Below are 26978 nucleotides of genomic sequence, written 5' to 3' on the forward strand. Positions count from 1 at the left end.
TCCTAATTTGTCTTACGGTTACTTACCTGAATGTTATGCAAATGTTCTTTATACGTTTTGGCAAACAAATGTTCATGTGTCCCATCTTTTTTGGTCACGTAAAACAAATAATCTGTAGCTTTCGGCTGTAAAGCCGCTATCACTGATTTCAGACTGGGACTTGCAATCGGCCCTGGTGGAAGTCCCTGATGCATATACGTATTATAAGGGCTTTCCACAGCCAAATCCTTGTAATACAGCCGTTCCTTTTGCTTATCCAGCATATATTGAACTGTAGCATCAATTTCCAGCTTCTTATCCTGTTTGAGTCGGTTATAAATGACGCCAGCTACTACAGACCGCTCATCTTCCACAACCACTTCGCGCTCTACGAGAGAAGCAACTGTCAGCAGTTGATGCAGCGTTTCACCCCGTTGTTTTAGCTTGGCATCCAAATCAGAAACAGTCTCCAGCCGTTTTTGCGTCTGTTCTAGCATCGCCTGTATAATATCTTTGGCCGTACTACCCTTTTTCAGCTCATAGGTTTCCGGGAAAAGATAGCCCTCCAGCGCATAGCGAAGCCCCGCCTGCTTTGGAATGTCCCGCACTAGCGCGACGTCAAAAGCGGACGGATCGTTGGCCAGCTGCAAAAATTGCTGCCGGTCTGCCAGTCCTTCCTTTTGCAGCTTATCAGCCATCTGTCTAATCGTAAAACCTTCCGGGATTGTAAAACGAATCATTTCCTCTTTGACAACATCTCCAGCCGATAACTTAGTAATCAACTGATCAAAGGTTGCGCCAGGCTTCGCCTCATATTTTCCGGCCTGAAATCCGCTTCCTTGCTGTTTGAATTTTACATAAGCCTTAAACACGAGCGCATTACGTATAAGTCCCTTTTGCTCCAGCGTATCTGCAATAGCCGATGTTCCTGTTCCCTGCACCACCGTAAAAGCAACGGGTTGTGTTTGGGGCTGAACAGGCTGCATGGCATTCCAGATATAGAGGGCTGCACCTCCTGCTATAATGATAAGCAGTAGAAATAACGTAAACATCCTTGTCCTTCGCTTCACATCCACCCAACTCCTTCACAGCCAAAAAGGGCGGACTGGTCCGCCCTTTCAGGTTTGATCTCATCGTTATCCAGACTTACAGTTCTTCCGGCAACGTACATTCGTCGTACAGCTCGGAAATATCTTCCCACTCATCATCATCTTCAATGGTGGTGATGGAGATTTCGCCGTCTGTGGATGAGCTTACATGGTAAAGTTCATGTTCGCCAACAGCAGCCCCAGGTCTACGCAATACGGCGTACCGTTGCTCACCTACCTTGAACTCTGCTTCCAATTCCATGCGAATCGCATGGCCCTGTTCATCCTGCAGCTCTACATCGCCGTCGAACGTTTCCTTCAAATCAGAGGTCCAACTCAGGTCTTCACGTGAATAGCTCGTCATTTCCCGTCTTCCTCTTCATCTTCTTCTACAAATGTATTAAAGGTCTCTTCGACGATTTCCCATTCGGCATCGTCTTGGATCACAAACAATTTAATATCATCGCCTTCTTCCTCGTAACGGAAGGCGTACACATCGGACTCATCAGCTTCAGGGTCCACTGGCGCAACCATCATGTACTTCGCTTCGGAACCATCTACCTCAAACTTCATAATGACCTCGAACTCTTCCTCGTTGCCCTCGTCATCGGCAATATAAATAATTTCCGGCTCTTCTTCCATACCCACTTGATTTTCAGCCATTACGAAATCCCCCTCACCTTGTACTGTGTGCGTCCAAATAGTTTTGCAAGATCAGGCTTGCGGCCAGTTTATCTACCACCTGCTTGCGTTTTTTTCGGCTGACGTCGGCCTCCAGAAGCGTACGCTCCGCCGAACGCGTCGTCAGCCGTTCATCCCAAAGGTGAACGGGTAAACCCAGTAACTCCTTGAGTCGGTTCGCAAACTCGATGCAAATCTCACCGCGTGGACCCACGGTTCCGTTCATGTTTTTTGGCAAACCTACAACAACCTCGCCCACCTCATTGTCACGAACTAAATTTGCAATTTTACCGAACTCACTGTCGTCACCGCGTCGTTCTATGACTTCCAATCCTTGGGCGGTCCAGCCGAAGGCATCACTTACGGCGACCCCAATTCGGCGATCCCCGTAATCCAATCCCATTACTTTCATGCCTGTCTCCTAACGGTGCTTGGCGAGATAGAAACGAACCAACTCTTCAATCAACTCATCGCGCTCTTTTTTACGTACCAGGCTTCTGGCATTATTATGCCGTGGCACATAAGCCGGATCACCGGATAGCAAATAGCCGACGATTTGATTGATCGGATTGTATTCTTTTTCCACCAGCGCATCATATACGGTCAACAAAATCTCCTGAGCAGAAGCTTCCTTCTCATCTGCCTTGACATTAAATTTGACCGTTTTGTCCATGGAATCCATTGTTGACACCTCGCTTCCACAAAACATGTGTACATGTTTATGCCAGCTTATTCTTTTACATCATACCATAAGCAAAGCCCTACAAGGAAATATCTAAGCCCGTTTTTTCCCAAAAATCCGCAAAAATTATCGAACTTTATCCTTGTGAGGCTGCCGACACCAGTTCATGCGCACGTTGAAGTGCTTCGTCCAGCTTGCTGGCATCCTTACCACCGGCTTGCGCCATGTCAGGTCGTCCGCCACCACCGCCACCGCATACGGCAGCAATTTCTTTCACGAGCTTGCCTGCATGAAGTCCAGCCTTGGTATGCTCTGCCGGAACTGCTACGACAAAATTAACTTTGTCGTCCATTGCAGCGCCGAGCACCAGCACAGCAGCCGGAAGTTTCCCTTTCAGTTCATCAGCAATCGCACGCAACGCATCCATGCTGGAAGCCTGCACGCGTGCAGCCAACAGCTGCACCCCGCCTACTTGCACGACCTGATCGGTCAGCTGGCCCGCCTCAATAACGCTCAGCTTGCTTTGCAGCGATTCATTTTCACGACTGAGGTCTTTAATTTGTTGCTGCAAAGATTCGATACGCTTTGGCACCTCAGACAGCTTGGATTTTACAAGCCCAGCCGAAACCTTCAACAGCTCTAATTGACCTTCCATATATTCAAAGCCAAAACGTCCGGTCACCGCTTCGATACGACGTACACCTGATCCAATGCCGCTCTCGCTGACAAGCTTGAACAAGCCAATTTGCGAAGTATTGCTGACATGACAGCCACCGCATAGTTCAATGCTGTAATCGCCTACCTTAACGACCCGTACGATATCTCCATACTTTTCACCGAACAGCGCCATTGCTCCGAGAGCCTTGGCTTCATCAATCGGTTTCAATTCAATATTAACGTCCAGTTGGCTCCAGATGGCACGGTTTACACGCAGTTCAATATCCGCCAGCTCTTCTGGTGTAATGCTTCCAAAATGGGAGAAGTCAAAACGCAGACGCCCAGGCTCAACCAAAGAACCCGCCTGATTGACATGGTCACCCAGCACTTCTTTAAGCGCTTTGTGAAGCAAATGTGTAGCCGTATGGTTTTTCTCAATTTCTCCACGTGAAGCTTGATCTACTTCTGCTTTCACCGTATCGCCCACGTTCAACTCACCGGCTTCTACAACAACCTGATGCACATGCTGACCTTGTGGCGCCTTAAACAGCCCTTCGACCTTCGCAGTTACCGTACCTCCACGCAGCAAGCCTTGGTCACTGACTTGTCCTCCGCTTTCGGCATAGAAAGGAGTCACATCCAGCACGACCTGACAAGACTGCCCTTCACTAACACTGTCCACCAGTACATCTTCATATACAATCGCCACTATTTTAGACTCAGTTACGAGGTCATTATATCCAACAAATTCACTTTTAACCGCCAGATCGGACAAAGCTCCGCCCTGAATCTTCATGCTCGCGCTGTCCTGATGAGCATCACGGGCACGTTTTCGTTGCTCCTGCATCGCTTCATCAAAGCCCTCACGGTCTACTTTCAAGCCCTGCTCGTTCGCATAATCCTCTGTGAGATCGAATGGGAACCCGTACGTATCATACAGTTTGAAAGCATCTGCTCCGCTAATGACATTGCGACCTTCGGCCTTCGCCTGAGCACTGATATCGGACAAAATTGCCAATCCATCTGTCAGTGTTTCATGGAAGCGTTCCTCTTCCGTTTTGATCACTTTGATGATGAAATCACGCTTGTCCACTACCTCAGGGTAATACACACCCATGACATCCCCAACGGTTTCCACCAGCTCAAACATAAATGGACGGTTCATGCCCAGCATTTTTCCATAGCGCACAGCCCGGCGCAGCAAACGGCGAATCACGTAACCCCGTCCTTCATTAGAAGGCAGCACACCGTCACCAATTGCAAAAGCTACGGTGCGGACATGGTCAGCAATAACCTTAAGAGCCACGTCACTGTCCACATTTTCGTTATATTTTACTCCCGCCATCGCCGCTGTTTTTTGGATTAGTGGCTGGAAGATATCCGTATCAAAGTTGGAATCCACATTTTGCAAAATGGATGCAAAACGCTCTAATCCAGCCCCTGTATCAATATTTTTGTTTGGAAGCGGCGTATAGCTACCGTCTTTGTTATGGTTGAATTGTGAGAATACGAGGTTCCACACTTCCAGATAACGCTCATTTTCTCCCCCCGGATACATTCCAGGGTCCGTCATGTCGCTGCCGTAGGCTTCGCCACGATCATAAAAGATTTCCGTACAAGGTCCACAAGGGCCTTCACCGATATCCCAGAAGTTATCTTCCAATTTGATGATACGCTCGGCAGGAAGTCCAACTTTTTCGTTCCACAGCTTGTACGCTTCCTCATCCTCAGGATACACAGTTACAGCCAGACGTTCCGGATCAAAACCAATCCATTTTGGATCCGTCAGAAACTCCCATGCCCATGTAATGACTTCTTCCTTAAAATAGTCACCAATGGAAAAGTTGCCGAGCATTTCGAAAAAAGTGTGATGACGGCGCGTTTTGCCGACATTCTCAATGTCGTTCGTCCGGATACATTTTTGCGAATTGGCAATACGTGGATTTTCTGGCTTCACACGTCCGTCAAAATAAGGCTTAAGCGGTGCCATACCCGCATTAATCCACAGCAGGGAAGGATCTTTATGTGGAACAAGCGGCGCGCTTGGTTCAATCACATGTCCCTTGCTTTCAAAAAACTCCAGCCATTTGGAGCGGATTTCACTAGCTTTCATATAAGTAGCCTCCTAATTATGGTGTCACTGGTTCCTGGCACAGGCCATAAAAAAACAGAAAAACGCCCCTGAACGGATCAGGGACGATTGTATCGCGGTACCACCCTGGTTAACGCCGTCCCCTCTGTACGAAATGCCCATGCGCAAGCTGCACACCAACATTTGCTTAACGGACGATCGATCGCCTTGTTTTCACTGGTAACGGGAGCATCCCGGCGGGTTCAGCCCGCACTTCGAAATGAGCTTTCCCTACTGGATAAACACATTTAAACATACTCAACTCAGTATATCCGTGTCATTTAGCCGTGTCAACGCGATTTCAGACAAGATACATACGGTGTATGGACAAAATCAGATTGTTTTCCGCTTCACGTAATAAGCAAAAAAATGCTGAAGTCCTACCTTTAAAACTGCCATCACGGGAACCGCTAAAATCAAGCCGGTAATTCCCGCAATTTCCCCACCCACTAGCAGAGCGAAAATAATGGCTATCGGATGCAGATGCAACGTTCGTCCCACCACCTGGGGAGAAATGACATTGCTCTCCAACACTTGAATACAGGTGTTAACGACCACGACCAAAAGCACCATTTTTAAGGAGACCGTAGAAGCCATGACTACTGCCGGAGCGGCTCCCAAAAAGGGGCCCAAATACGGAACGATGTTAAAAATCGCAACCACTCCTGCCAGCAACAGCGCATAAGGCATGCCAATGAGCATATATCCGAGATAAGCCATCACTCCAATAATGACGCATACCAGTAATTGTCCCCTGACATAGTTGCCAAGCGCCTGATCAATTTCCTTAAGTACCGTTACAATCGCCTTGCGACGAGAACGCGGGAGGTAAGACACAATCGTCCGCTCGAACACATCAAAATCCTTCAAAATATAAAAAATGAGAAACGGTACAATGAACACATTGAACAGCATATTGATCATCCCGCCGATGTTATCCATAAAGTTAGAAATCCCTGTTGCCATCCGATTCTCTAGTTGGAAAAACCATTGATTCATACCCGTTCGCACCCCTTGGGGCAAAATGCCGCTATCCATATTCGTCATTAATCCTTGTGCATGCATGGTCAGCTCAGGCAGATGCTCATTCAGCTCATCCAGTTGTTCAATGAACATCGGAATCAGGTTCATCAGAATCACAACGAGACTGGCTAAAAACACAGCATAGATGAGCAGCACAGCTACGCTTCGAGGCACCTTGCGACCGCCCAGCATACTGACAACCGGATTAAGTACATAGGAGATGATCATCGCTACCGCAAACGGAGCAATGATTGTTTTCAGAAATTCATACAAATGCAAAAACAAAGGTCGCAGCAGCCAGATAAAATATAGAATGACAAGTCCCAGCAGCGTCCATATTCCGTACCGGAACAGTCTACTTTTCGTTAATTGCTCCATTTCGTGCCCCCTTACTGGACTAGCCTCCTTTAAGTATATGCCTGTACCTCTACTTTAATCCTTCCCGCGAGTCTGGAATGCCCCATAGATTACCATTGTAAAAAAATGATGAAAACGGATGAAAACAATTAACAAAGTCATTCCATCTGACGATATAAGTACAAAGCACTACTTTAAGTTTTCACATTTCTGAAACATCGGGGGTCGTTACATGAACTTAAAAATCAAGCTTATTCTCCTTTTCACTTGCATTGTTATCGTTGCAGCTGGGCCATTGTCGATCATTAGCATGACAAGCGTTAAAAATCAGGCCAATCATGATATCCAAGAGCTTATGAACAGCAAAACCTCCGAAACCGTCAATCAGCTCGACGGATGGATAGGTGGTAATGCCAAAATTATTGAAACATTGGCTGCAGGTCTGGAATCCAGCGATATTTCATCAGATGCCAAAGCCGTATCTCTGAAGGCAGCTTTTCAAAACTATAAAGATCAAAATATTTCCAATATTTACGCAGGCTTTGAAGATGGAGCCTACTGGGATGGATCTGGCTGGTTTGAAGCAGGTTATGATCCTCGCGCTCGACCGTGGTACAAGGATGCCAAAACCAAGGGAGAAATGTATTACTCGTCCCCATACATTGATGCAAATAGTACGAATTTCACCATTTCTATTGCGAAGCCTCTCAAAAATTCGAATGGCTCCGTCACTGGTGTGGTCAGCGAGGATATAATGCTCAACGATATGACAAAAATAATTAAAAGCATAGACTTGAACGGATTGGGCTACGCATTTTTGATTGACCAAAATGGAGCCGTGATCGCGCACCCAGACAACAAGCTGGCTGGCAAAAACCTCAAGGACAATCCCGAGTTGGGTTCATCAACCGCGGCCCTGCTGAGCGCAGCTTCGGGAGAAACAGACTATAGCTATAATGGTAGTGACCGTCAGCTTTATTTTAAAAAGATGCCTAGCACAGGCTGGATTGTAGGGTTGTCCATTTCCAAAGATATTGCTTTTCAGGAGTATTACTCCACTCGTAATATGTTGATTATAACGGTTGCTATCATCTTGGTTGTCGCTATGCTGCTGGCGATCTGGGCGGCAAACAACTTTATTAAGCCGATTCGCAGACTCCAAGCGAATGTCAAACGTATAGCTGAAGGCGATATGACCGCTCGTGTGGATGTTAAAGGTAAAGATGAAATTGCCAGCCTGGGGACAGATTTTAATATCATGTCTGATAATCTCTCTCACCTGTTGCGCAAGGTATCAGATACGGCGGGCGATGTCAGCTCAGCTTCCCATGATATGCATCAGCACGCTAAGGATACTGGAACCATCGCGTCACAAATCTCCAGTGCAGTTCAGGAGCTTGCCCAAGGAGCGAGCGATCAGGCTGAAGCTGTATATTCCGGCTCTGAGAAGCTGACTCACATGACAGGCTCCATCGACCAGATTGGCGAAAGTGTTAAACGGACCCAAACTGCCGTTTTCGAAACAGATTCTGCCGTGCTTGCAGGGTATGAAACAGCAGAACGTCAAGCGAAACTGGCCGCCGAGTCCAGACAAACGACGACTGCGGCAGGAGAAGCCGTAGATTCGCTCGCGCTGAAAACTCAGGATATTGAGCGGCTGGCCGGGGCCATCCACGATATCGCCGCACAAACAAACCTGCTGGCCCTCAATGCATCCATCGAAGCGGCACGGGCCGGAGAACACGGACGAGGTTTTGCCGTCGTCGCGGGAGAAGTGAGAAAGCTGGCTGAGCAAGCGGGCAGTTCCAGTGACAGTATCATGAGTAAGCTGGAAGAAATTAAAATTGCAGGAGTACAAAGCGCGGAGGAAATGAAGAAGGCTCTTGCTGTAACTGTAGAACAGGAGCATGCTGCCATTGCAACGAGACAGGCGTTTGAATCCATTCGTGGGGCTTCTCAGCATATGCTTGCCCAAATTGAGGACGTTACCGCCGCTACAGATCATCTCCGTGTGAATGCTGGACATATTTCCGATGTCATTTCCAGCGTTGTCGCTGTTTCTGAACAAAGTGCAGCATCTACAGAGGAAGTGGCTTCCTCTGTGCAAGAACAAGGTCATGCCATGAACAATATTGCCGACCTTTCTGCCAAACTCGATTCTCATGCAGATCTTTTATTGGAAGAGGTCAAACGCTTTAAATTGTAGAACTAACCATCTTCACAAAAACGGTATACAAAAGAGGGTGCCCCAGCCAATATGGCCGTTCGGGGCACCCTCTTCGTTGTTTTTATCAAGCATTATCCAACCTACTAAGCGTATGTAGATCACACCTCTTAGCAAGCAGCCTGTCCACTTTCGGTGTCAAGCTTAGGAAGAAGCATGAATTTGCGGCAAGTCCTGTTGTGCCATCTCATCTCCAAAGAATAGGTCGTCCAGCGAACTGAGCGTTCCATCCTCTTCCACTTGGTAGACAGACATTTTTTCACCATTCACCTGAAGTTCGATAAAGCATCCCCAGCAATAAAATTGATGGGAGCCGATTTTGCCGATATCTTTGGAATTACAATTCGGACATCTCAATAAACTCACCCTATCCATTAACAGAATATATGGCTTTTTCCAGACGCTGCTCGCTTAACGGGGGAACCATAACAGCATTTTCCCCGATGGACATATCTTCGGTGCAGGGCAGCCATTTCCGCCCCTCTATAATATCCGATACAAAACCATCGCTGATTTCCAAGCCTATTATGTTATTGCCCATTTCCTGGTCAAAATAAACATCCGAGATGTGCCCGAGCATAAGCCCTTCCTCTGTTAGCACGGATAGATCCTTCAGTTTACCGGGTCCAAGCAAGTACGTATGTTGTATATCATGGGCCTCCGTTTTACGGACAGCCTGCTGATTGCGAATCATGATCGCATCCTCACCGTAAGCAACGATGTCATCCCAAGCAACCATTTTCACGTGAGAAGAAAAAAGCCCTTTTCCTTCCAACTCGATCCCTGTGATCCGCCAATCAGCTGTCACCATAAAGTCATGTATTTTACCAATCTGCTTCCCGTCCTCCACATCGAAAACGGCAAGTCCGATCATATCTTGAAGCTTCATATATAGGGTACCTCCTCATTCTGCAATCCGAACGAAGGTGCGGTCCTTTTCCTACATGCCTGTCAGACCTTGCTTCCGTTCATGCAATGAAATGGAAAACCGCCCCTCCCTTCTTATTAAAATGCGGAGAAATCCCTAGTACCTAGTACGCAGCCGCTTCCATATGGTTTCAATTTTCTTGGCCGTGTATTCCATTTCTTCCGTAGTATTACCCAAACCGAAGCTAAACCGAATCGCTGAATGTAAAACATCTTCAGGAAGATCCATCGCCTGCAATACATGCGATAGCTCTAGAGATCCGGAAGTACAGGCTGATCCGCTTGCTACTGCGATTCCTTCCATGTCAAGGTTCATCAGCATGGTCTCTGTACCAATGGCCGGAAAGCTAACATTAAGGACATTAGGTAAAGAATGATCAGGATCACCGTTAATTACAAAATTTTGGCTACCCAGAGTGTCTTCCAACCCTTTAAGCAGTGTCTGGCGAAGAACCGTATCGTGCACCCCACGCTCCTCAATGGAAGCATTAGCTAGAGTTGCGGCTTTAGCCAGACCCGCAATACCGGCGATGTTTTCTGTCCCGGCACGGCGTTTCTTTTCCTGAAGTCCCCCATGCATTAGCGGCTGAATGCGTGTACCTTGGCGGATATATAATGCACCCACGCCTTGCGGTCCGTTAATCTTATGACCCGATACACTAAGTAAGTCAATCGGGAGATTCCGGCAGTCGATGGATATATGACCGTAAGCTTGAACCGCATCTACATGGAATACAATGCCATGTTCTCTCGCAATCTGCCCTACTTCTGAGATCGGCTGAATGACGCCAACCTCATTGTTGGCATACATCATGCTGATCAAAAAAGTGTCCGGACGAATGGCAGCCTCGATATCCGCAGGGTTCACGCGTCCAAAACCGTTGACCGGGACATAAGTCACCTCATACCCCGCTTTTTCCAGCTCATCACAAGCATGAAGCACTGCGTGATGTTCAACCGCGGTTGTAATCATATGCCCGGAAGTACGGCCGTCTGCCGTAGCCGTCCCAAACAGGGCCAGATTATCGCTTTCTGTCCCTCCGCTCGTAAATATAATTTCTTCAGGCTTGCAGCCCAAAGAGGCCGCAACGGCATCCCGAGCAGCGCTGACGGTGCGCTTGGCATCGCGGCCAAAGGCATGAACGCTCGAAGCGTTGCCATATTGGCCGGTCATGATGTCCATCATAGTCTGCGCAACCTCAGGATGCATAGGAGTCGATGCGGCATGATCCAGATAAATTCTGTTCATGTTAATCCACCTCAAATATAGAACATGTAATTGTCCAATTCATCATGTTCTTGGTATGTGATCAAGTCCTTAAGTGTAGTAGAATCCAACACTTCAGCGATGCTGTCACGAATCCGCAGCCACAGCTGACGTTTTGCCGGATCGTCTTCTTCCGTGAAATCTACCGGAGATATCGGACCTTCCAGTACACGAATGATGTCTCCCGCTGTTACTCCTGCCGGTTCATTCGCCAAAATATAACCGCCGTAAGCACCACGGATACTTTTTACCAAACCTGCATTACGCAAAGGCGCGATGAGCTGTTCCAGATAATGCTCTGACAACTGATTTTTTTCGGCAATACTTTTCAAAGAAGTTGGACCTTCGCCAAACCTGGCTGCAAGTTCCATCATAATGGTCAGGCCATAACGGCCCTTCGTTGATATTTTCAATTGTGCCACCTCACTTATAGTAACAATTCCGTTAAACACGCGGAATAACTGGTGTTGTAAACCTCTCTATTCCGATCCTAACCCTCAGCTTATGTTAACATATTAGGGCAGGTAAAGGGAAACATTACGGTAACAATCTTAAAAAAAGTTGCTTTCGAGCGATTTGGAACAGCTTTAGCCCATTTTATATAGCTTTCTTCCATCGTTCGCCGTGTCGTTTGATCGTCCAAACATCGTATCTTATTATCGTTTATGTTACAATAGGTGGGTTCTACAACAATATTGAAAGAATTGGGTGATGACCATGGCTAAAGCCAATCATGAAACCCGTGTCGTCGTCGGGATGTCCGGTGGCGTCGACTCATCCGTTACCGCGCTGCTGCTGAAGGAGCAGGGCTATGACGTAATCGGCATCTTCATGAAAAACTGGGATGACACGGATGAATTTGGCCGTTGTACGGCTGAGGAGGATGCGGAGGATGTGCGCCGTGTCTGTGAACAGATCGACATTCCTTACTATACCGTCAATTTTGAGAAAGAATACTTCGATAAAGTATTCTCCTATTTTCTTGATGAATATAAAGCTGGACGCACACCCAACCCGGATGTCATGTGTAACCGTGAAATTAAATTCGGCGAGTTTCTAAATAAAGCGCTGGATTTGGGAGCAGATTATGTTGCTACTGGACATTATGCACGGGTTGTGGAAGAAGACGGCCACTTTACTTTGCTGCGAGGTGTGGATAGCAACAAGGATCAGACTTATTTCCTAAATGCATTAAGCCAAACACAGTTGTCCCGAGCGATGTTTCCCATCGGTCATCTGCCGAAACCAGAAGTACGTAAAATTGCGGAAGCTGCGGGACTGTATACGGCCAAGAAGAAAGACAGCACAGGCGTATGCTTTATCGGCGAGCGTAATTTCAAGGAGTTTCTGAGTGGATATCTGCCTGCAAAAGGTGGAGACATGGTGGATATCGCTACTGGTGAAGTCAAAGGACGTCACGATGGTCTGATGTACTATACACTGGGTCAACGACAAGGCTTGGGCATTGGCGGATCGGGTTCAGGCGAACCGTGGTTTGTAGCGGATAAGGATCTGGAGAAGAATATTCTGTATGTGGTACAAGGTGATCGTCACCACAGTCTGTATTCTACCAGCCTGATTGCAACGGACGTGAACTGGATTGAAGGCGCAGATACTCGTCCGACCAGCGAATTCCGTTGCACAGCCAAGTTCCGTTATCGCCAACCTGATCAGCAAGTAACTTTACAATGGCTTGCGGATGGAACCGTGCATGTCATATTCGATGTACATCAAAAGGCCATTACGCCTGGACAAGCTGTTGTATTTTACGACGGGGAACGCTGTCTGGGTGGCGGAACCATTGATAAGGTTGAAAAACTTCAGCCTGAAACAGTTTAAATAAAATGACCATTTTGCATTGATATAGCAGGGAATTAAAAAAGTCGTCTCTCCAGATTTGGGAGGCGACTTTTTTAATGAAAGATGTTTTTAGTAATGGCTTGTAAAGAATTGATAATCTGCTCTTTATGATGTCTGTCATGCTGGACAAACATTCCTTGCAAAAAATTTTCCATGGTGTATGCACGTCCCTTTTTTAATCCATTGGTATGCTTCCCATTTAAAATAGGAACCGTCATATTTAAATAAGATCGCTACAATGGACTTCTAACTTCTTCCCTATGTAATCCTTTTCGAATTAACTTGAAAGACCATTAATACATAAGGAACTTTTGATAACATCCTCATTTGGGTATATGATGTAGACAAGATCATACTTCAATTGAAAAGGAGCGTGCCTTTATGTCTGATTCATTAGGAATGCTGACACCGGGTAAAAAAGTTTCTTTGAAAGAATGGGACCCCAAGGATACGAAGAATATCAAAAATAAAGAAGAAATCCGACTGGAAACAGATCAATTGAAGGAACGCTTCACGGAATTACAAAGCAAATTATTTACAGAGAAAAAACAATCCGTTTTGTTTGTATTTCAGGGTATGGATTGCAGCGGCAAAGATGGCGTCATCAAACAGGTATTTTCCAACCTTAACCCTGCGGGGGTGACTGTCCACAGCTTTAAATCACCTACGGCTGAGGAATTAAGTCATGATTTCTTGTGGCGTGCTCATAGCGTTACCCCAGGACGTGGATATATTGCAGCATTTAACCGTTCTTATTACGAGGATGTGCTGATTACACGTGTTCACGGACAGATATCCGATAAGCAGGCCAAACGGAATATTAAGCATATCAAGCATTTTGAACAGTTGTTGCTGGATAATGGTGTAAAGGTGGTTAAAATCTTTTTACATATTTCAAAGCAATTTCAGTTAGAAAAGCTGATCGACCGAATTGAAAAGCCTCACAAAAACTGGAAACTCGATCCAAGTGACTTGCAGGAACGAAAATTTTGGAAGCAATATACCCAGTATTATGAGGATGTATTAGAGCTAAGCGCAACCAAACAAGCTCCTTGGTATGTCGTTCCTTCAGACAACCGTTGGTATAGGGATTATACTGTGCTACGGATTGCCGTCCAAACGCTGGAGGAAATGAAGTTGTCTGATCCTGATCCAAGACCTGAACTTGAATCCCTTTTACCTGAATTGTACAAAGAACGAGATAAAAAATAGCTGTATAGGTACAGCACTAAGCTTCCGAAACCTTATCACGGCTGAAAATGCCTTGAGTACGGGATTGGAAGCTTTTTATTGCATTTTTACGTGTTATTTCGAAAATGTATAAAGCTTAACTGACTCTGTACCCGATAGCCGCAGCTACAACTCCTACCACGACAGAGGACAGTACATACGTAGCCATGCGTCGGTATTCTTTACGCTCCACCAGTTGAAGAGATTCATAGCCAAATGTGGAAAAGGTGGTGTAGCCGCCACAAAAGCCTGTTCCTAGCAGCATCCAGAGTGCAGGAGACAAATGGTTTTGCGTAAACTCGCCATAGAGCCAGCCTAGCAGCAATGAACCGCTGACGTTAATGATCCACGTCCCCCACGGAAATGCGGTACCAAACCTCTTTCCGGCCCACATGCCAAGCCCGTATCTCGCCAGTGTACCCACGATACCGCCTGCCGCTGCCCACCAGATCATAAGCGTTCCTCCTTGGGAGCAGCCTGCGTCATTTTTGAACCTAGGCGGATACCTGTCCATGTCAAAAACAGCCCTCCGCCTACGCTAAGCAGCAGGTACAACACAGCCGTCAGCATACGATCGTGAACCGTGAGGCGGACAGCATCCACTGCAAAGGTGGAAAAGGTGGTAAAGCCCCCTGTAAAGCCTGTTCCGATGGCAAGTCGCAATCGCGGCTTGATCCGCCATGATCGCAAGGTTACCGTAAAGAACCAACCAAGAAACAGGCAGCCGATCCAATTGATTAGCAGCACACCAAGTGGAAAATCCGCACCCGCCGCAGGCAACAGCGATTGCAGGCCATAACGGGTAGAGGTTCCAAGCGCTCCGCCCGCGGCAACGAATAGCACGTCTTTCATCTTCTTATCCCCTTCTTCGCTCTTGCACGATCATGGTGTAACGTGACGATTTCGTACACACTCTGTATATGAAGTCGTACATATATATTAAGACTGGGAATCCCGCCACCGCTGGTTTTGCCTGATTTTGGATTCATTCCCCTGCTCAGTAGCCTGGTAGAAGGTTTGGTCTGCTATCGAATCGGGCAAATATTGCTGCTTCACATAATGATTCGGATAATTATGTGGATATTGATAGCCAACATGACCGAGCTTTTCCGAGCCTTTGTAGTGTGCGTCACGCAAATGGAGTGGCACCTCGGCCGATTTGATATCGTCCATAGCCGACATGGCCCGTGAAATCGCTGTATATACGGCATTCGATTTTGGGCTTTCCACGGCAAACAAAATGGCCTGTGCAATGTTCAGTTTGGCCTCGGGCCAGCCGTTATTGCGATAAGCTTCAAGCGCACTCACCGCTTGCACCATTGCCTGCGGGTTCGCCAGGCCAATGTCCTCACTGCTCGCCGCGATGAGGCGGCGGATAAAGGTCATCGGGTCCATGCCGAGCTTTTCTACGGCGTACAGGAACCAGAATAGCGCGGCGTCGCTAGAGCCGCGAATGCTTTTGTGAAAGGCCGACAGCACGTCATACTGCGTGGATTCATCTGCTTTGACAATCGGGCGGCGAATGGATTCCTCTGCGACTTCCAGTGTCACGTGAATCGTGCCGTCTGCCAGCGGAGGCGTCGTGAGCGCCGCCAGTTCTAGCGCGTTCAAAGCGCGGCGGATATCACCGTTCGCCATGGACGCGATGTGAGCCAGTGCAGCTTCATCTACCTGAAGCTGCATGTAGCCGAGCCCTTTGTCCGCATCGCTCAAGGCGCGGCGCATAGCAGCCAGCGAATGCTCCTGCGTTAGCGCTTCAAGCTGGAACAGCGTAGAACGGCTCATTAAAGCGCCGTTGACGTAGTGAAAGGGATTTTCAGTCGTGGCGCCAATAAACACGATCGTGCCCTTTTCCACCGCAGGCAACAGTGCATCCTGACGTGAACTGTTAAACCGATGTACCTCGTCGAGAAACAAAATAGTTTTTTTGCCATACATCGATTTATTCGTCTGTGCACGGTCAATGACTTCTCTTACGTCTTTCACAGATGCTTCTACAGCATTCAGACGTACAAAATCGCCTTGCGTGTGTTGCGAGATGATATGTGCCAGCGTTGTTTTGCCGCACCCCGGTGGTCCGTACAACAAAATAGAAGAGACCTGATCTGCCTCTATAGCTCTTCGCAGCAGCTTACCCGGACCCACAACATGCTCCTGTCCAATATATTCATCCAGCGAAGTCGGACGCAAGCGATCCGCAAGCAACCGATTGCTTGGCGTTGACTCTTGGGAATATGAAAATAAGTCCATTTCATTCACTTCCTTATGGTTTATGAACGAACACTTTCTCTTTTTCTTCGAAAACCTACTATATTATGTTCGCTCATACGGTTAAAAATCATGAAAATTCAAGTCATCTATAATCCTGATACAGTGTAAACCGCCTCTTATTCTACCATATCCGTTAACAAGTTGCAGATAGCATGGTCACGGCACAGCTGTAGATCTCCAAGTCAGTCGCCCACAAAAAAAGAAAGAACAGCCTTAGACGAAAGATGAATTTCGTGGCTGTTCTTCGACTGACATGACTTCCTAATTTCCATCACTAAGATAAACAGTAAACAAAAAGGAATACAACAACTCAGGCGATGCTTTACAACGCTTTTCTGTTTACTCCGTCTGTGCCTGTACGTAACTAGGAAGTGAGCCATCATGCAATAGCCACAGCTCATGCAGCGCACGGGTACATCCTACATACAGCAGCTTGGCATCCCATGCCCGTTCTCCATAATGCTCATGGTCGGCATCCGCCACAATAACTGCATCGAACTCCAGACCTTTGGATAGGTACACAGGCAGTACCGACAATCCGCCTTCATATTGCTTTTTACCACCGTCAATCAAATTCACATCCAACCCCGCGCTTGTGAAAACCTCATGTAGCTCCACAGCCTCTTTTAAGGTACGGGTCAGCACAGAAACAGTACGATACTCCTTGGAGGACAGCTCTTTTAGAGCGGTGAGCAAACTCTGCTTACGCACCGATGAGTCGTAAGACATCGTACGCACCGGATCGCCACTACGAAATACCGGAACTGCCGTAATACCGCCGCGAACTCCCTGCTCCAAAATTGTGTTTGCAAATTCTATAATTTCCAAGGTTGATCTATAGCTCCGCGTAAGTGCAAAATACCCTGTATGTTCCGGCGCAAAAAGAGAACTCATTTCCTCCCACGCATGTACGCCACGGTATTCATGAATGCCCTGCGATAAATCGCCCAGTATAGTGAAGGAATGCCCTTTCACGAACAAATCCAGCAATGCGATATGAAAAGGTGAAAAATCCTGCGCTTCATCAATGACCACATGGTCAAAACGTTGAGATGACTCTACCTCATGAATCAGCACGTGAAGATACACTAACGCAGTCAGATCTTCTTCACGGATAATCTGTTTTCGCAGGTCCGACTGTGTGGTCTTAAAAATAGCAGTCGGCAGAGAAGCCTTCATCTCCGCAGCCGTATCTGCGGGTAACCCTTTAGCTGCCTGAAAAAGCTGCTTATAGAGCGTCAGTGTGTCATATTGTGGCCATTTTTTAGCATATGCCTTTTCCCGTGTCCCTGCCTTTTTCTTGCGTTCCTTGAGCGCTGCCGCCGAAGGCGACTTTTTCAGTTCCATTTCAATCCAGCGGTGCACTCTTGCCAGCACACGCTCCTTCCGCTTCGCGAGCGGATAAGGCTTATATTCCTCATTAAACCAATTCAAAATCTCAGCTTGTTGCAGCACCGCTCCATCCCATGGTGAAAAATCCCCCTCGGGCACGGAGATGGGCTCCAGTCGTTCAACAAAAGCTTGAAGCAACTCCATAAAGTGAACCGAGCCCTTGAATCTTCCCGGCGCCTCATCCATGGATTCCTTTCTCAGACTGCCACTCTCAAACCAATAAGATAATGTTTCGGCAGGATCAGCCAAAGGTAAATCCAAACCCAATAAGTCCAGTGCCCAGTCTGCAAATGTACTTTGCTGAATATTCCCGACCCCCAGCTCTGGAAGTACATCTGAAATATAGTCAAGGAACATATGGTTTGGTGCGAAAATTACCATTTTGTCCGCTGATACCTGATCCTTGTATTGATACAGCAAAAATGCGAGACGATGCAGCGCTACCGTCGTCTTGCCACTACCCGCTACCCCCTGAATAACGAGGGCTGTATTTTTGGCCGCGCGGATGATCTGATCCTGCTCCGCCTGAATGGTAGACACGATATCCCGTAAACGGTTATCCTTGTTTTCTCCCAAACGATAAACGAGAAACTCATCAGAAACGGCAGGCTCGTCGCTTTCACGATTATATGTATCGGCTACCCGTTCCAGGATTTTTTTCCGAATGACAACATTACGCTTCAGATAGACCAAGCCCTCAATGGTTCCCTCAGGAGCTTCGTAAGACGCGGTTTCTTCACCACCTGTAAACGAATAAAACAAGCTGGCAATCGGTGCACGCCAATCAATCACCAGCGGATACGCTGACGTTTCTTCACGCTCCACTCCAATTTTACCGATATAAAGTGGCTTCCGCTGCCCTCTGCCACGCTCGTCAAAATCCATACGACCAAAATAAGGCTCCTGTGAGCTTTTGGCCAAAGCCTGACGTTTTTCCTCCCGTGCCGATTCCAGCACTTGCTCCGTAAAATCATGCCCGGTGTACACCGGCGTATTGCGAAGCCGTTCCAATCTCCGATCAATTTCCTCCATAGCAAGCGACAGCCTATGCTGTTCTTCTTGATAGGCACTTTGAAACTCATTCTCCATTTCAGTTACCTCCTAAGAATATCAAGTCTCGATTTCTGCATCGCATTCACTTGCTCCGACACAAAAAAAGGAAAGTAAGCGTAACACATTTAACCATAAAAATCCAACCTTATTTCCTAATACGCCTTTTTCCCTATTCTTTTACAAAAGTATGGAGCTTTGCGGCACCAGTGGAGCGTGTGATTTGAATCCGAAGAAGCGGAGCGATCGGAGGATCAAATCACACGCGAAGCGGCCTCTAATACTCCATACTTCTTTCCCCCATCTCCACAAACTGCTTTTGAGCCAGCTCACGGTACACCTGATGGGACTCTAATAACTCAGTATGAGTTCCTGCACCGGTCACCTTGCCCTTGTCCAACACGATAATCTGATCGGAGTGAACCACTGTAGACAAACGATGAGCAATGACAATCGTCGTGCGTCCTTCCATCAAGTTCGCTAGGGCCTTCTGTACCTCATGCTCAGATGAGCTGTCCAGACTAGATGTAGCCTCATCCAGCATGAGAATGTCAGGGCTACGAAGAAGCGCACGCGCAATAGCGATCCGTTGACGCTGCCCTCCAGACAGCTTCATTCCCCGTTCTCCCACCTCAGTGTTGTAGCCTTGAGGTAGATCCATAATAAATGTATCCGCATACGCCATCGTGGCTGCTCGTCTCACTTCTTCCAAGTCAGCTTCGCGCCCCAAGCCATATGTAATGTTATCTCTGACCGTTCCGGTCATCATTGAGCTTTCCTGCGATACATAACCAATTTTGGAGCGCCAGGAGGAAAGTGTATATGACGATATCGGTTCGTCTCCATAACGAATTTCCCCTGTATCCGGCACATAAAAGCGTTCCAACAATGAAAACAAGGTGGACTTCCCACTTCCACTCGGTCCCACGAATGCTGTCGTCCGGTTAGCCGGGATGACCAAGTTCGCATTATGAAGGACCTCTTCACCTTCAGTATAGGAAAAGGCAACATCACGAAGTATAATATCTCTGCTCTCTTTTGCCGCTTCCTGCTTCAACTCGAGCGGTTCCTCTTCATGATCTAAAATCGTCTGAATCCGTTCAGTAGCCCCAACCACCTTTTGTAGTCGTGAATACAGGGTCGTGAATTGTGCCATCGGTGTGATCACCTGAAACAGCAGCAAAATAAAAGCCACCAAATCCCCAGCGGTCAGCACACCCGATGCGACACGAACACCACCAACACCCAATATAATGACCAGCACTGCAGTCAACAAGAAGGTAGAAATGGGACCTACAAGAGCTAGGATGCGTGACTCTTGCAAACCGAAGCGGAACATCCGGTAAATACGATCCTCACCGGCCTGAGCCTCTCTGCTTTCGGTTCCGTAGGCCTTCACCAGTCTGATTTCGCCGATAACCTGACTCAACACTGAGGTCAGATCTGCCATCTCATCCTGCTGTTTTTTGGAGATACGGTACATTTTTCTGCCTACAGGAAATAAAATCAGGGCTGTTAGCGGAACAATAGCCATAATAATGAGCGTCATCACCCAATCCAGATAAAATAACAATGCAATACCACCAATAATTGCAATCACATTAGAAATCAGATTGACTAGATACTCCGTAATTAAGTTCATAATCAGGCTTGTATCATTGGTGACACGACTCATCGTATCTCCTGACCGATTTCGATCAAAGTAAGGGATAGGTAGAGATAAGATTTTATGCCATAAGCGTTTGCGCAAATTAGCCACAATCTTATGCCCAGCATAGTTCAACATATAGATAGAAACCGCCGAAGCCACCGCTTGAAGCACAAAAGCGCCAAGCAGACCAACAATGACCATACGGTTTAATGAAGAAAAGGTCAAGCCATCAATCAACCCTTTGGTCATCATGGGTACGATTAAACCAGCAGTGGTCTGAATCAGCGTCAGAATCAGGGCGATGATCAGAATGGCCTTGGGCGGATGCGCACTCGCAATCAATTTGATAAACCGCCCCATGCCAGCCTTATCGGGTCTTTTACCCGGCTTTTCCTTCATCCGGTCCTCCTGCTCATCTCGGTGTATATGATGTTCTTTTTCCATATACCATCAACCTCGCTTCCTGTCTGACCATTCTTGTTCAAACAACAACACCCGCGCTCTGCGCGGGTATGAACAGTACAATCTATCTTCGAGTTTACTACACCAGAGAATGAAGCACAAAGTTAGCCACAAATAGTACAGAAATGATATATAATGCGACAGGCACTTCCTTGCCCCGTCCTGCTGCCAGCTTGGCTACGGGGTATGCAATAAAACCAAATGCCATCCCGTCTACAATACTGTAAGTAAAGGGCATCATTACCATGATCAGAAATGCAGGAAACGCTTCAGTAAAATCACTGAAATCCATCTCTCGCACATTTTGCACCATTAGACCCCCAATGATGATCAACACGGGCGCAATGGCACTGTCAGGAATATAAGCCAACAGTGGAATAAAGAAAAACGTCGCCCCGAATAAAATAGCAGTTACCAGCGGTGTCATTCCCGAGCGTCCCCCCGCTGCAATACCAGCCGTCGATTCCGCAGCGGCTACCGCCGGACTGCTGCCCAAAATACCGGCAAAGATATTGGTTACAGCCAACACACGCAAGCTGTTTTTAAATAAATCCGGTCTTCCGATCATGTTGGTTTGTGCAGTAATCATACCAATATTCTCGAATAGTACAATGAGTAGGAGCAAAAAGACAGCGATCCAAAAAGCTACCGAGACAATGCCTGAAAAGGAAAGCTCTCCAAACAATTGCCCATACTGTCGCACCGTTTCAGAGGTTCGTACCGTGCTTGTAGGCTCTACAGCTCCCAGTATATAAGCAAGCCCAGTTCCCGCCAAAATGCTAATTAGTAAACCTCCCTGAACGTTACGCACAAACAATACAATAGCGAGCAGCAACGTTACACAAGCCGTAATTACCTTGGGATCATTAAAATGGCCAATAGCCACAAAAGTCGTCTGATGAGCAATCACGATGCCGCTTTTTTGCAATCCGATAAAGGTTAAAAACAAACCAATGCCTACCGTAATTCCGTGCTGCAAATTATGGGGAATCGCTTGGCTAATCAGCTTGTACAATGATGTAAAGGCCACAATGGCGAATAAGATCCCTGTGATGGCAACCACCATCAACGCTTCCTGCCAACTCAGCTTCATAGAATGCACGAGCGTATAAGTGAAAAAGGCATTAATCCCCATACCTGGTACAACGACCATTGGAGATTTCCCACCAAAAGCCATAAGCAGGCAGCCAATCATTGATGTCAGCAGTGTCCCGAGCATTGCCCCTTGGAGGGGAATCCCGGCATCTGCCAAAATAGTTGCATTAACCATAACAATGTATACAACGGAAAAATAAGAAATGGCCCCAGCGGCTAATTCCTTTTTCCAATGATGCTCGGGCTTGAAACCGAGACTTCTGGACCACAGTCCATCCTTCATACCAAAACCCTCCAGCAAGTTGTTCAATCTGTTTGCAGTAAGCTGCGCTTTTTCAAAACAAAAAAGAGCTGTAGCAACTGTGACACAAAGGATGTGATGCACAGAACTACAGGTCTTAAAGTGAATACATACTGATGTAAATCTACGAATGAACTGCCATGCTATTTTTGCAACTTACACACCAGCATGTTCTAACAAATCCTTCACGGCTACACTAACCATGATCAGTCCTGCTACCGGAGGTACAAATGCATTGCTTGCAGGCGGCTGCTTCGCCTTCCGGATTTCAGGTGCGTTTGCAGGTACAATTTTTTTTGTAATTTCTTCACGTGGCTTCATTGGTTCTTCATCGGAGAATACAACCTTGACGCCTTTGGTAATACCTTCCTTGCGCAACTTGGTGCGGATGACACGGGCAATCGGGTCCATTCTCGTCTGGGAAATATCTGCAACTTGAAAACGACTCGGATCCATTTTGTTCGCAGCCCCCATACTGGAGATCATCGGAATCCCCCGTTTCAGGCATTCCTTAATCAAATGAATTTTGTAAATAATCGTATCCGAAGCATCCAGCACATAATCCAGTTCGTACTTGAACAGCTCCTCATATGTTTCTTCCGTATAAAACATGTTCAGTGCAATTGCTTCACATTCAGGATTAATCAGCTTCACACGCTCTACCATCAGATCAGCCTTTTTTTGGCCTACCGTCGTTGTCAACGCATGTATCTGGCGATTAATATTGGTGATATCTACAACATCTTTATCAATCAAAATGATACGTCCAACACCCGTGCGCGCCAGCGCTTCCACTGCAATCGAACCGACACCGCCGATACCAAGCACGGCCACTGTGCTATTTTTCATAACCTCTAGACCTTCAGTTCCAATGGCCAATTCCGTTCGTGAAAATTGATGCAACAATATGGTATATCCTCCCTCACTGATTTAAACTCTATGCCTGAACTCCAGCATACAAACCACGAACCCATTATCCATATGAGGGTAACGGGTTCATGGCATTCTATAAGCTATCTCATGCCAATGGATGGCACTTGCAAACGTCTTAAGCTTTAGGAGCAACAGGCTTCGGAGCAATACGGATATGAAGCTGTTCCAATTGAGCTTGATCTACTTCGGCTGGTGCATCCATAAGCAGGTCTGTCGCACTAGCTGTTTTCGGGAATGCAATCGTTTCGCGCAGGTTTGTACGACCTGCAAGCAACATCACGAGGCGGTCAAAACCGAAGGCAATACCACCATGTGGAGGCGTACCATATTCGAACGCATCCAACAGATAGCCGAATTTATCAGTAACTTCTTCCGGCGCCAGGTTGAGAGCTTTGAACATTTTCTCCTGAACATCACGTTTGTAAATCCGCATCGAGCCGCCGCCCACTTCGTAGCCGTTCAGTACGATGTCATAGGCTTGAGCACGAACTTGACCTGGATCGGTATCCAAGAGGCCAAGGTCTTCGTCCTTCGGACGGGTGAACGGATGGTGTTCCGCCACATAACGTTTTTGTTCTTCGTCATAGCCGAGAAGCGGGAAGTCTACAACCCAGGCAAATTTGAATTTGTTATCGTCGATCAGTCCCAAATGACGGCCAATTTTCAGACGAAGTGCGCCCAATACATCAGCAACTACCTTTTTATTATCCGCAGAGAAGAGTAACAGATCGCCTTCTTCGGCTCCTGTGCGCTCCTTCAATGCTTCGATTTCTTCCGGTGTGAAGAATTTAACGATAGGCCCCTTGAATTCGCCTTCCTTCACTTGAATCCAAGCCAAGCCTTTAGCTCCATAGCGTGCAGCGTAAGGACCCAGGTCATCAATCTCCTTACGACTCCAAGTGCCACATCCTTTGGCATTGAGGACTTTTACTTCGCCACCCTTTTCAATTACGGAAGCGAATACTTTTACACCACTAGTTGCCACGATATCATTGACTTTAATCAACTCAAGGCCAAAACGCAGGTCCGGCTTGTCCGAGCCGTATTTGTCCATCGCATCAGCATGTGTAATCCGTTGGAACGGTGTTTCCAGTTCTACCCCAACGGTTTCTTTGAACAATTTCACCATAAGACGCTCCATCATTGGCAGCAAGTCATCCTGTTGCATGAAGGAGGTCTCGATGTCGACCTGCGTAAATTCAGGCTGACGGTCAGCACGCAAATCTTCATCACGGAAACAACGTGCAATTTGGTAGTAGCGCTCCAGGCCACCCACCATCAGCAATTGCTTGTACAGTTGTGGCGATTGCGGCAAGGCGAAAAACTCACCTTCATGCACCCGGCTAGGTACCAGATAATCACGTGCGCCCTCTGGGGAGCTTTTCGTCAAAATTGGTGTTTCCACCTCGACGAACTCTTCTCCGTCCAGGAAGTCACGGAATATTTTTGCTGCTTTGGAGCGCAGTTTCAACGTCTGGTACATTTCCGGACGACGCAGGTCCAAATAACGGTATTTCAAACGCAGAGACTCGTCCACTTCTACACCATTTTCAATGAAGAACGGAGGTGTTTTGGAAGCATTTAATACTTCAATTTCAGTGACACGCACTTCAATTTCACCTGTAGGCAGATTCGGGTTAATGGTTTCTGCATCACGCTTAACAATAGTACCGGTAACCTCAAGCACGTATTCACTACGAACACGATCCGCAATTTGCAGTGCGTCACCGGAATATGCCGGATTAAACACAATTTGTACAATTCCGCTACGGTCACGCAGGTCAATAAAAAGTACGCCCCCCAAATCACGACGGGTTTGTACCCAACCGTTCAATGTAACTGTTTCTCCGATATGCGCATGGGTCAATGCGCCGCACTCATGACTCCTTTTCATAATACACACTCCTGTTTATGTTTAGTAGTTAATGCTATATGACAACCAGAAGAAGCTCCACTGATTGATGTTACATCATTTTGCTTATCCTAATTCTTCCACCAGCTGATCCAGCTTAACGGTACGCTGCTCGCCAGTTTCCATGTTTTTCAGTGCAATTTCACCTTGAACCAGCTCATCCTCACCCAGAATCGCAGTATACCTTGCTTTAAAGCGATCGGCTGATTTCATCTGTGCCTTCATTTTACGCCCCAGATAATCTCGTTCTGCGGAAAATCCGGCTTGACGCAACTTGAATAGTTGTTTGGTCACTTCTGTTTCTGCTGCTTCTCCCAATGCTACCATATAGATATCTAACGGCTTGGCTTCGTTCAGTTTGACACCTTGATGTTCCAGGATCAGCTGAATTCGCTCCAGTCCAATGCCAAAACCAATGCCCGGCTGATCCGGTCCGCCCAAATCTCCAACCAATCCGTTGTAGCGGCCGCCTCCACCGATCGTATCTATGGCACCAATTCCTTCAGCTTTGAATTCGAACGCTGTCAACGTATAATAATCCAGCCCCCGTACCAAACGCGGGTTAACTGTATATTCCACGCCCATGGCATCCAAATTTTGCTTCACTTTCTCAAAGTGTGTGCGAGATTCCTCGTCCAAGCTATCCAAAATCGAAGGTGCACCTCCAAATTTGTCCTGGTCATCTTTGCTATCCAGCACTCGCAGCGGATTACGCTCAATGCGTGCTTGGCTCTCCTTGGTCAACGTATCCTTAATTGGCATCAAGAAGTCCACCAGATGCTGACGATAAGCTGCCCGGCTGGCTGCATTACCGACGGAGTTAATCTCCACCTGTACTCCTTTCAAGCCCAGCTCACGGCAGAATTGATACCCGAAAGCAATAACTTCTGCATCCAACGCCGGATCGACCGCACCAAATGCTTCAATTCCAAATTGGTGAAACTGGCGCTGACGCCCAGCCTGTGGACGCTCATACCGGAACATCGGGCCGATATAATACAGCTTAGTTACATCCGGCTCCCCGTACAGTTTGTTCTCCACATAGGAGCGGACAACCCCTGCTGTTCCTTCCGGACGCAAAGTCATGCTGCGCTTCCCTTTATCCTCAAAAGTATACATTTCTTTTTCCACCACATCCGTCGTTTCACCCACACCTCGAACGAACAAATTCGTTTGTTCGAACATTGGCGTACGAATCTCTCGGTAATTAAAGCGGCGGCTAATCTCACGGGCTTTTTCCTCGACAACTTGCCACTTTTCCACACTGCCCGGCAGCAAATCCTGTGTTCCTGTCGGTTTTTGAAAGGCCATTAACGTATCCCCCCATCGTTGTATTTCGTATTGTGCACTTTCTTCTTGCTCCACTTTCAATATAAAACAAAAAATCCCTCGTCCTGTTAACATTAACAGGGACGAGGGATTGTCGTTTACAATCACCCGTGGTACCACCCACATTCCGGAGTTTGCCCAGACAACCAGCATAAGAATCACTCATTGCCCGTCAGCATTATGCTGACTCCGCTCATACGTATAACGCCCGTAACGCGCAGTACGGCTATTATGCAGGACCATCCACTGTAGGCACAGTTGCAATGCACTTTCAGTAGGGTTTCCTCAATTGTTCGCCGCCTGTTCTCGGGGAGGTCATTCATCCGCTCATCAAGGGAATTTTTACAGCCTGGAAATTCCTCTCTGCGCTTGTGGGTTCGGAGTACTTGGTCCCGTCATCAAATCATTTTTCATTATTTTATGATTTTAATGAACCGCTTCGACAAAGTCAAGACATTCTCCCTATAATCGGACAA

General features: G+C 47.1%; 23 protein-coding genes. 3 read left to right on the forward strand and 20 right to left on the reverse strand.

The window, feature by feature from the left end:
- Positions 1 to 2 precede the first annotated feature (2 nt).
- The 7 genes from mltG to ACUUJN_RS19895 all read right to left on the reverse strand — a co-directional run bounded on the left by mltG (position 3) and on the right by ACUUJN_RS19895 (position 6619).
- The gene (gene mltG / locus ACUUJN_RS19865; protein ID WP_076265324.1) at positions 3 to 1031 is read right to left on the reverse strand and encodes an endolytic transglycosylase MltG; all 1029 of its coding nucleotides are present in this window, start codon (positions 1029 to 1031) and stop codon (positions 3 to 5) included.
- A gap of 94 nt (positions 1032 to 1125) precedes the next feature.
- Positions 1126 to 1431: a DUF1292 domain-containing protein gene (locus ACUUJN_RS19870; RefSeq protein ID WP_013311522.1), complete on the reverse strand. Its 306-nt coding sequence runs from the start codon at positions 1429 to 1431 to the stop codon at positions 1126 to 1128.
- Positions 1428 to 1730: a DUF1292 domain-containing protein gene (locus ACUUJN_RS19875; RefSeq protein WP_023989904.1), complete on the reverse strand. Its 303-nt coding sequence runs from the start codon at positions 1728 to 1730 to the stop codon at positions 1428 to 1430. Before ACUUJN_RS19875 ends, ACUUJN_RS19870 begins: the two co-directional genes overlap by 4 nt.
- 13 nt (positions 1731 to 1743) lie before the next feature.
- Positions 1744 to 2160 (reverse strand): Holliday junction resolvase RuvX, encoded by a 417-nt coding sequence (gene ruvX / locus ACUUJN_RS19880; RefSeq protein ID WP_014282932.1) that lies wholly within the window; start codon positions 2158 to 2160, stop codon positions 1744 to 1746.
- A 9-nt stretch (positions 2161 to 2169) separates the two neighbouring features.
- The gene (locus tag ACUUJN_RS19885; protein WP_007431624.1) at positions 2170 to 2430 is read right to left on the reverse strand and encodes an IreB family regulatory phosphoprotein; all 261 of its coding nucleotides are present in this window, start codon (positions 2428 to 2430) and stop codon (positions 2170 to 2172) included.
- A 136-nt stretch (positions 2431 to 2566) separates the two neighbouring features.
- Positions 2567 to 5200, reverse strand: coding sequence for an alanine--tRNA ligase (gene alaS / locus ACUUJN_RS19890; RefSeq protein WP_484668855.1), 2634 nt, complete (start codon positions 5198 to 5200; stop codon positions 2567 to 2569).
- A 351-nt stretch (positions 5201 to 5551) separates the two neighbouring features.
- On the reverse strand, positions 5552 to 6619 hold the full coding sequence (locus ACUUJN_RS19895) for an AI-2E family transporter (protein ID WP_023989907.1): 1068 nt from the start codon (positions 6617 to 6619) through the stop codon (positions 5552 to 5554).
- Between the two features lie 211 nt (positions 6620 to 6830).
- Here ACUUJN_RS19895 and ACUUJN_RS19900 point away from each other — a divergent pair, with 211 nt between their 5' ends.
- Positions 6831 to 8804 (forward strand): methyl-accepting chemotaxis protein, encoded by a 1974-nt coding sequence (locus ACUUJN_RS19900; protein WP_023989908.1) that lies wholly within the window; start codon positions 6831 to 6833, stop codon positions 8802 to 8804.
- Between the two features lie 162 nt (positions 8805 to 8966).
- Here ACUUJN_RS19900 and ACUUJN_RS19905 read toward each other — a convergent pair whose 3' ends face one another.
- From ACUUJN_RS19905 to cymR, 4 genes are all read right to left on the reverse strand, one after another.
- Entirely contained in the window at positions 8967 to 9179 is a 213-nt protein-coding gene (locus ACUUJN_RS19905; protein WP_013311529.1) for a hypothetical protein, read from the reverse strand.
- A gap of 10 nt (positions 9180 to 9189) precedes the next feature.
- Positions 9190 to 9711, reverse strand: a complete 522-nt coding sequence (locus ACUUJN_RS19910; protein ID WP_013311530.1) for a PRC-barrel domain-containing protein — start codon at positions 9709 to 9711, stop codon at positions 9190 to 9192.
- 135 nt (positions 9712 to 9846) lie between these two features.
- Entirely contained in the window at positions 9847 to 10998 is a 1152-nt protein-coding gene (locus ACUUJN_RS19915) for a cysteine desulfurase family protein (RefSeq protein ID WP_053325958.1), read from the reverse strand.
- An 11-nt stretch (positions 10999 to 11009) separates the two neighbouring features.
- Positions 11010 to 11429: a cysteine metabolism transcriptional regulator CymR gene (gene cymR / locus ACUUJN_RS19920; RefSeq protein WP_013311532.1), complete on the reverse strand. Its 420-nt coding sequence runs from the start codon at positions 11427 to 11429 to the stop codon at positions 11010 to 11012.
- Positions 11430 to 11733: 304 nt separating this feature from the next.
- On the opposite strand from cymR, the gene mnmA reads away from it, so the two are divergent.
- Both mnmA and ACUUJN_RS19930 read left to right on the forward strand, forming a co-directional pair.
- Positions 11734 to 12855: a tRNA 2-thiouridine(34) synthase MnmA gene (gene mnmA / locus ACUUJN_RS19925; protein WP_023989910.1), complete on the forward strand. Its 1122-nt coding sequence runs from the start codon at positions 11734 to 11736 to the stop codon at positions 12853 to 12855.
- 402 nt (positions 12856 to 13257) lie between these two features.
- Positions 13258 to 14088: a PPK2 family polyphosphate kinase gene (locus ACUUJN_RS19930; RefSeq protein ID WP_023989912.1), complete on the forward strand. Its 831-nt coding sequence runs from the start codon at positions 13258 to 13260 to the stop codon at positions 14086 to 14088.
- A gap of 115 nt (positions 14089 to 14203) precedes the next feature.
- On the opposite strand, the gene crcB (ACUUJN_RS19935) is transcribed toward ACUUJN_RS19930, so the two are convergent.
- The 9 genes from crcB (ACUUJN_RS19935) to hisS form a co-directional block, all read right to left on the reverse strand.
- A complete protein-coding gene (gene crcB, locus ACUUJN_RS19935; RefSeq protein WP_484668856.1) occupies positions 14204 to 14560 on the reverse strand; it encodes a fluoride efflux transporter CrcB in 357 nt (118 codons plus the stop codon).
- On the reverse strand, positions 14557 to 14958 hold the full coding sequence (crcB, locus tag ACUUJN_RS19940) for a fluoride efflux transporter CrcB (protein ID WP_069079956.1): 402 nt from the start codon (positions 14956 to 14958) through the stop codon (positions 14557 to 14559). Before crcB (ACUUJN_RS19940) ends, crcB (ACUUJN_RS19935) begins: the two co-directional genes overlap by 4 nt.
- Positions 14959 to 15045: 87 nt before the next feature.
- The gene (locus tag ACUUJN_RS19945; protein ID WP_023989915.1) at positions 15046 to 16356 is read right to left on the reverse strand and encodes a replication-associated recombination protein A; all 1311 of its coding nucleotides are present in this window, start codon (positions 16354 to 16356) and stop codon (positions 15046 to 15048) included.
- A gap of 360 nt (positions 16357 to 16716) precedes the next feature.
- On the reverse strand, positions 16717 to 18858 hold the full coding sequence (locus ACUUJN_RS19950; protein WP_484668857.1) for a HelD family protein: 2142 nt from the start codon (positions 18856 to 18858) through the stop codon (positions 16717 to 16719).
- 238 nt (positions 18859 to 19096) lie between these two features.
- Complete coding sequence (locus ACUUJN_RS19955; RefSeq protein WP_023989917.1) at positions 19097 to 20914, reverse strand: ABC transporter ATP-binding protein; 1818 nt, start codon at positions 20912 to 20914, stop codon at positions 19097 to 19099.
- A 97-nt stretch (positions 20915 to 21011) separates the two neighbouring features.
- Positions 21012 to 22310, reverse strand: coding sequence for an NCS2 family permease (locus ACUUJN_RS19960; protein ID WP_023989918.1), 1299 nt, complete (start codon positions 22308 to 22310; stop codon positions 21012 to 21014).
- Positions 22311 to 22484: 174 nt separating this feature from the next.
- Positions 22485 to 23234 carry a tRNA threonylcarbamoyladenosine dehydratase gene (locus tag ACUUJN_RS19965; RefSeq protein ID WP_013311554.1) on the reverse strand — a complete coding sequence of 250 codons (750 nt, stop codon included), beginning with the start codon at positions 23232 to 23234 and terminating at the stop codon, positions 22485 to 22487.
- A gap of 142 nt (positions 23235 to 23376) precedes the next feature.
- Positions 23377 to 25155: an aspartate--tRNA ligase gene (gene aspS / locus ACUUJN_RS19970; protein WP_023989919.1), complete on the reverse strand. Its 1779-nt coding sequence runs from the start codon at positions 25153 to 25155 to the stop codon at positions 23377 to 23379.
- A gap of 84 nt (positions 25156 to 25239) precedes the next feature.
- A complete protein-coding gene (gene hisS, locus ACUUJN_RS19975; protein ID WP_023989920.1) occupies positions 25240 to 26484 on the reverse strand; it encodes a histidine--tRNA ligase in 1245 nt (414 codons plus the stop codon).
- Between the last annotated feature and the right edge of the window lie 494 nt (positions 26485 to 26978).

The organism is Paenibacillus sp. LRG-1 (genome assembly GCF_057220305.1).